The organism is Agromyces binzhouensis (genome assembly GCF_004135055.1).
Lineage (GTDB): Bacteria > Actinomycetota > Actinomycetes > Actinomycetales > Microbacteriaceae > Agromyces > Agromyces binzhouensis.
On record NZ_SDPL01000181.1, the window covers coordinates 1 to 6,007 of the forward strand.

A 6,007-nucleotide genomic window follows, 5' to 3' on the forward strand; every position below is an offset into this window, starting at 1 on the left:
CTCGGAGGCGGACTCAGCCTCCGAGTGAGGCGCGCCGCTCGCGCGGCGTGACCCGCAGGCCGCTCGCCGCGAGGCGACGGACGAGGTCGCGCGCCGGGACGGGCTCCGCCCCGGCCGCCACGAGTTCGTCGTAGCGTTCGGCGGGCACGTCGTAGTGGTCGAGGTCGAAGCCTCGACGCGGGATGCCCGTCCGGTCGGCGAACGCGACGAGTTCCTCGATCGACGTGTCACTCACCAGGTGGGACCATACGGTGCCGTGCTTGGGCCAGAGCGGCGGGTCGATCAGCACGGCCATGCGCCGAGTGTACGCCGCGGCCGCGGCATCCGCTCGGGGCCCTGCGACACGCGGTCGGCGCCCGTTTGACCGCCTTGCGGGCATCCGGTAAACTCGACCGTTGGTGCCACCGCTTATCCCGGCTGGCACGCACAGTTTTCTGGCAGTGACGACCCTCCTTCCCGCTGGGGTCTCCCGCGCAGTGACATCCCATCAAGTAGACGGAGTCGCAAGGCTCCCCGGAGATAGGTACGAGAAGTGGTTTACGCAGTAGTGCGCGCCGGTGGTCGGCAGGAGAAGGTCGAGGTCGGCACCATCGTGACGATGGACCGGATCAAGGCCGACAAGGACGGCAACGTGCAGCTCACGCCCGTCCTCCTCGTCGACGGCGACAAGATCACCTCCGACGCGAAGTCGCTCGCCAAGGTCACGGTCACGGCCGAGGTCCTGAACGACCTGCGCGGTCCGAAGATCGTGATCCAGAAGTTCAAGAACAAGACCGGCTACAAGAAGCGCCAGGGCCACCGTCAGGAGCTCACGCGCGTCAAGATCACCGGCATCAAGTAACGGCCAGAGGAGACAGGGACAATGGCACACAAGAAGGGTGCGAGCTCCACTCGCAACGGTCGTGACTCGAACGCCAAGCGCCTCGGCGTGAAGCGCTTCGGTGGCCAGGTCGTCTCGGCGGGCGAGATCCTCGTCCGCCAGCGCGGCACCCACTTCCACCCCGGTGCGGGCGTGGGTCGAGGCGGCGACGACACGCTGTTCGCCCTCGAGGCGGGCGCGGTCGAGTTCGGCAACAAGGGCGGCCGCAAGGTCGTGAACATCGTCTCGGTCGACGCGTAAGCAGCGACCGGTTTTCGTGAGGGCGGGCTTCGGCTCGCCCTCACGTGTTTCCCGAGAAGGAGTAGTGATGCGGCGATGGTGAGCTTCGTCGACCAGGTGCGCCTGTTCCTGCGCGCCGGCCACGGCGGCAACGGCTGCGTGTCGGTGCGCCGTGAGAAGTTCAAGCCGCTCGCCGGCCCCGACGGCGGGAACGGCGGCGACGGCGGCGACATCGTCCTCGTGGCCGACCCGCAGGTCACGACCCTCCTCGCCTACCACGGCCGCCCGCACCGCTCGTCCGAGAACGGCCAGCCCGGAGCGGGCGACAACCGCTCGGGCGCCGCGGGCGAGATCCTGGAGCTGCCCGTGCCCGTCGGCACGGTCGTCAAGGACGACGCCGGCACCGAACTCGTCGACCTGACCGAGGCCGGCATGCGGTTCGTCGTCGCGCCCGGCGGCCAGGGTGGACTCGGCAACGCGGCGCTCGCCTCCCCGAAGCGGAAGGCCCCCGGCTTCGCGCTGCTCGGCACGCCCGGGTACGAGGGCGAGGTCACGCTCGAGCTGAAGACCATCGCGGATGTCGCGCTCGTCGGCTTCCCGTCGGCCGGCAAGTCGAGCCTCATCGCCGCGCTGTCCGCGGCGCGGCCCAAGATCGCCGACTACCCGTTCACCACGCTGCACCCGAACCTCGGCGTCGTGCAGGCCGGCGACCACAGGTTCACCGTCGCCGACGTCCCCGGGCTCATCGAGGGCGCGAGCGAGGGCAAGGGCCTCGGGCTCGAGTTCCTCCGCCACGTCGAGCGCTGCTCGGCGCTGCTCCACGTGCTCGACTGCGCCACGCTCGATCCGGGCCGCGACCCCATCACCGACCTCGAGGTGATCCTCCGCGAACTCGAGGCGTACGAGGTGCCCGAAGGGCAGGTGCCGCTCCTCGAACGTCCGCAGCTCGTCGCGCTCAACAAGATCGACGTCCCCGAGGCCCGCGAACTCGCGGACTTCGTCCGCCCGGAGCTCGAGTCGCGCGGCTACCGCGTGTTCGAGATCTCGACGGTGAGCCACGAGGGCCTCCGCCAGCTCGGCTTCGCGCTCGGCGAGGAGGTCGACCGTGCCCGAGCCCAGGCGGCGCAGGAGCCCGAGGCGCCCCGCATCGTGCTCCGGCCCAGGGCGGTCCGCGAGCCCGAGTTCGTGGTCAAGCCCGAGGGCGGCAGCTACGGCACGATCTATCGCGTGCTCGGCACCAAGCCCGAGCGCTGGGTCGCGCAGACCGACTTCCAGAACGACGAGGCCGTCGGCTACCTCGCCGACCGGCTCGCCCGCCTCGGCGTCGAGGACGAACTCGTCCGCGCCGGTGCGGTGGCCGGCTCGACCGTGGTCATCGGACCGGGTGCCGGCGTCGTCTTCGACTGGGAGCCGACGCTCACCTCGACGGCCGAGCTGATGTCGTCCCCCCGCGGCACCGACGACCGACTCGACGAGCGCCGCCGCGCCACTCGCGCGGAACGACGCAGCGGCTACCACGAGCGCATGGACGCGAAGGCCGAGGCCCGCGCCGAACTCGAGCGCGAGCGGGAGGCCGGCATCTGGGCCGGCGACCAGGACGCCTCCGGCACCGACGACGAGGGGCGGGGATGACCGGTCTGACCCGCGACGGGATCGCCTCCGCACGGCGCATCGTCGTGAAGGTCGGATCCTCCTCGATCTCCGGGGAGAACGTCGGCCAGATCGCCCCGCTCGTCGACGCCCTCGCGGGCGCGCACGCGCGCGGCGCCGAGGTCGTGCTCGTCTCCTCGGGTGCGATCGCGACCGGGATGCCGTACCTGGCGCTGGACGCTCGACCCGATGACCTCGCGACGCAGCAGGCCGCGGCATCCGTCGGCCAGAACATCCTCATCTACCGGTACCAGGAGTCGCTGCGGCGCTACCGGATCGTCGCCGGCCAGGTCCTGCTCACCGCGGGCGACCTCGAGAACTCGACCCACCGGCTGAACGCCCAGCGCGCCATGGAACGTCTGCTCGGCCTGCGGATCCTGCCCATCGTGAACGAGAACGACACGGTCGCGACGCACGAGATCCGGTTCGGCGACAACGACCGGCTCGCCGCGATGGTCGCCGAGCTCACGGGTGCCGACCTGCTCGTCCTGCTCTCCGACGTCGACGCGCTCTACACGCGGCCGCCGCACCTGCCGGGTGCCGAGCGCATCGCGCACGTGCCCTTCGGCGACGAGCTCGCGGGCATCGAGATCGGCTCGATCGGCCGCGCCGGCGTCGGGACCGGCGGTGCGGAGACCAAGGTCTCGGCCGCACGGATCGCCGCGGCGTCCGGCACCGGCGTGCTCGTGACGGCGACCTCGCTCGTCGACGAGGCGCTCGCCGGCGAACCCGTCGGGACCTGGTTCGAGCCCGCAGCAGGCTGACGTCACACGCGGCATCCGGCCCTCGGCGCGGAACTAGGCTGGACGCATGACCGACGTCCGCACCGCCCCCGCAGACCTCGCCGAGGTGCTCGACGCGCGCCTCGCCGCCGCCAAGGAGGCGTCGCGGCGCCTCGCCCGCGCGACCACCGCCGAGAAGGATGCCGCGCTCGCGGCGATCGCGGAGCGGCTCCGAGCGCGGGTCAACGACATCGTCGCGGCGAACCGCGAAGACCTCGAACGGGGCCGGGAGTCGGGCCTCGGCACCGGCCTGCTGGACCGACTCACGCTCGACGAGGCGCGCATCGGCGCCATCGCCGACGCCGTGCTCGACGTCGTCGGGCTCGGCGACCCGGTGGGCGAGACCGTGAGCGGCCGCACGCTCCCGAACGGGGTGCGCATCGAGCAGGTGCGCGTGCCGCTCGGCGTCGTCGGGGCCATCTACGAGGCCCGGCCGAACGTCACCGTCGACATCGCGGCGCTCGCCCTGAAGAGCGGCAACGCGGTCGCCCTCCGCGGCGGCTCCGCCGCCGAGCGCACCAACGCCGTGCTCGTCGACGTGCTCCGCGAGGCGATCGCGGGCACCGGTCTCCCGGGCGACGTCGTGCAGACCGTCGACGACTACGGCCGCGAGGGAGCCCGTCACCTCATGCGTGCGCGCGACCACGTCGACGTCCTCATCCCGCGGGGGAGCGCGGCACTCATCCGTGCCGTCGTCGACGAGGCGACCGTGCCGGTCATCGAGACCGGAGCGGGCGTCGTCCACATGTTCCTCGACGCGAGTGCGCGCGAGGACTGGGCGGTCGACCTCGTGCACAACGCCAAGGTGCAGCGACCCAGCGTCTGCAACGCGCTCGAGACGCTGCTCGTGCACGCAGACGCCGCCGACCGGCTCCTGCCGCCCGTGCTCGCCCGGCTCGAGGCATCCGGGGTCACGGTGCACGGCGACGACCGCGTTCGGGCGCTGCACCCCGATGCGCTGCCGACCACCGACGAGGACTGGGCCACGGAGCACATGAGCCTCGACCTCAACGTCGGCGTGGTGGACTCGCTCGACGACGCGCTCGCGCACATCCGGCGGTACTCGACGAAGCACACCGAGTCGATCGTCACGAACGACCTCGGCAACGCCGAGCGATTCCTCGACGAGGTGGATGCCGCGGCGGTCATGGTGAACGCGTCGACGCGCTTCACCGACGGCGCGGAGTTCGGCTTCGGTGCCGAGGTCGGGATCTCGACGCAGAAGCTGCACGCTCGCGGCCCGATGGGCCTGCCCGAGCTCACGAGCACGAAGTGGATCGTGCGGGGCTCCGGTCACGTGCGCGCCTGAGCCGCGGCCCGCCCGCGCTCACCGATAGACTGTCCGCAGCGTCACCCACCCGAAGCACCTGGAGGAACGGCCGATGAGCCTGGCGACCGCACTGCAGACCATCACGGTCCTGACCGAGACCGAGTTCGCGAGGGAGCTCCCGTTCGACCCGATCTGGTACGGAGTGATCGTCTTCGGGATCTTCGCGGCGCTCGGCGTCGTCGTCTACTCGTACCGCGACGTGGCGAACCGCCACCGTTCCAAGGCCGAGGCGTACGCCGCCCGCCACGCGGGAAGCGAGCACGGCGGTCACTGACCCCGTCGATCCGGCCATGAGCTCGGCAGCGCGGCGCCCGCGCCTCGGCGTGATGGGCGGAACCTTCGACCCCATCCACCACGGGCACCTCGTGGCGGCGAGCGAGGTCGCCCAGGAGCTCGGCCTCGACGAGGTGGTGTTCGTGCCGACCGGGCGGCCGTACTACAAGGAGGTCGTGACGCCGGCGGAGCACCGCTACCTCATGACGGTGATCGCCACCGCGTCCAATCCGCGGTTCACGGTCAGCCGGGTCGACATCGATCGCGAGAAGCCGACGTACACGATCGACACGCTGCGCGACATCCGTCGGGAGCGACCGGATTCCGACCTGTTCTTCATCTCCGGCGCCGATGCGATCGCCCAGATCCTGTCGTGGAAGGACGTGGCGGAGCTCTGGAGCCTTGCGCATTTCGTCGCTGTGAGTCGACCGGGACATGTTCTGTCCGTTTCGGGTCTGCCGGAGCAGGACGTAAGCTTGCTGGAAGTCCCGGCGTTGGCGATCTCGTCGACCGATTGCCGGGATCGAGTGCACCGGGGATCACCGGTGTGGTACCTGGTGCCTGATGGGGTCGTCCAGTACATCTCCAAGCACCACCTCTACCGGAGTGTCGAATGACGTCGTCGCAGGAACCGCCGCTCACGCGCCGTGAGATGCGCGAGCGCGAGCGCATGCTGGAACAGCAGCGAGCCGCGTCGTCGGCGCCGGACGCCGCCGCACCTGCACCTGCGCAGCCGTCGTCGCCGCCGCGTCCCCAGCAGTATCCGCAGCAACAGGCTCAGCCGGAGTACCCGCAGGGGCAGGACCCGCGGGCGGCGCAACCCGCCCGACCGGCCGCAGGCGGGCCGTCCGGCATGCCTCCGGAGCGCCAGAT

8 protein-coding genes and 1 pseudogene are annotated in these 6,007 nt (G+C 71.3%); 8 read left to right on the forward strand and 1 reads right to left on the reverse strand.

The features are described from left to right. Positions 1 to 13: 13 nt before the first annotated feature. Positions 14 to 295: a DUF4031 domain-containing protein gene (locus ESO86_RS09950; RefSeq protein WP_129234757.1), complete on the reverse strand. Its 282-nt coding sequence runs from the start codon at positions 293 to 295 to the stop codon at positions 14 to 16. A gap of 237 nt (positions 296 to 532) precedes the next feature. On the opposite strand from ESO86_RS09950, the gene rplU reads away from it, so the two are divergent. The 8 genes and pseudogenes from rplU to ESO86_RS19745 form a co-directional block, all read left to right on the forward strand. Then, complete coding sequence (gene rplU, locus ESO86_RS09955; protein WP_129234758.1) at positions 533 to 841, forward strand: 50S ribosomal protein L21; 309 nt, start codon at positions 533 to 535, stop codon at positions 839 to 841. A 21-nt stretch (positions 842 to 862) separates the two neighbouring features. After that, complete coding sequence (gene rpmA, locus ESO86_RS09960) at positions 863 to 1,120, forward strand: 50S ribosomal protein L27 (protein WP_067948501.1); 258 nt, start codon at positions 863 to 865, stop codon at positions 1,118 to 1,120. 75 nt (positions 1,121 to 1,195) lie between these two features. After that, positions 1,196 to 2,731, forward strand: a complete 1,536-nt coding sequence (gene obgE, locus ESO86_RS09965) for a GTPase ObgE (protein ID WP_129234759.1) — start codon at positions 1,196 to 1,198, stop codon at positions 2,729 to 2,731. Further along, entirely contained in the window at positions 2,728 to 3,513 is a 786-nt protein-coding gene (gene proB, locus ESO86_RS09970; RefSeq protein WP_129234760.1) for a glutamate 5-kinase, read from the forward strand. The genes obgE and proB overlap by 4 nt, the downstream gene beginning before the upstream one ends. A 46-nt stretch (positions 3,514 to 3,559) precedes the next feature. Beyond that, on the forward strand, positions 3,560 to 4,840 hold the full coding sequence (locus ESO86_RS09975) for a glutamate-5-semialdehyde dehydrogenase (RefSeq protein WP_129234761.1): 1,281 nt from the start codon (positions 3,560 to 3,562) through the stop codon (positions 4,838 to 4,840). 73 nt (positions 4,841 to 4,913) lie between these two features. Continuing rightward, positions 4,914 to 5,135 carry a hypothetical protein gene (locus ESO86_RS09980; RefSeq protein ID WP_129234762.1) on the forward strand — a complete coding sequence of 74 codons (222 nt, stop codon included), beginning with the start codon at positions 4,914 to 4,916 and terminating at the stop codon, positions 5,133 to 5,135. A 16-nt stretch (positions 5,136 to 5,151) separates the two neighbouring features. Next, positions 5,152 to 5,751 (forward strand): nicotinate-nucleotide adenylyltransferase, encoded by a 600-nt coding sequence (nadD, locus tag ESO86_RS09985; RefSeq protein ID WP_129234763.1) that lies wholly within the window; start codon positions 5,152 to 5,154, stop codon positions 5,749 to 5,751. Continuing rightward, positions 5,748 to 6,007 (forward strand): annotated as a pseudogene (locus ESO86_RS19745) (hypothetical protein); the annotation flags it as partial. The gene nadD and the pseudogene ESO86_RS19745, both read left to right, overlap by 4 nt.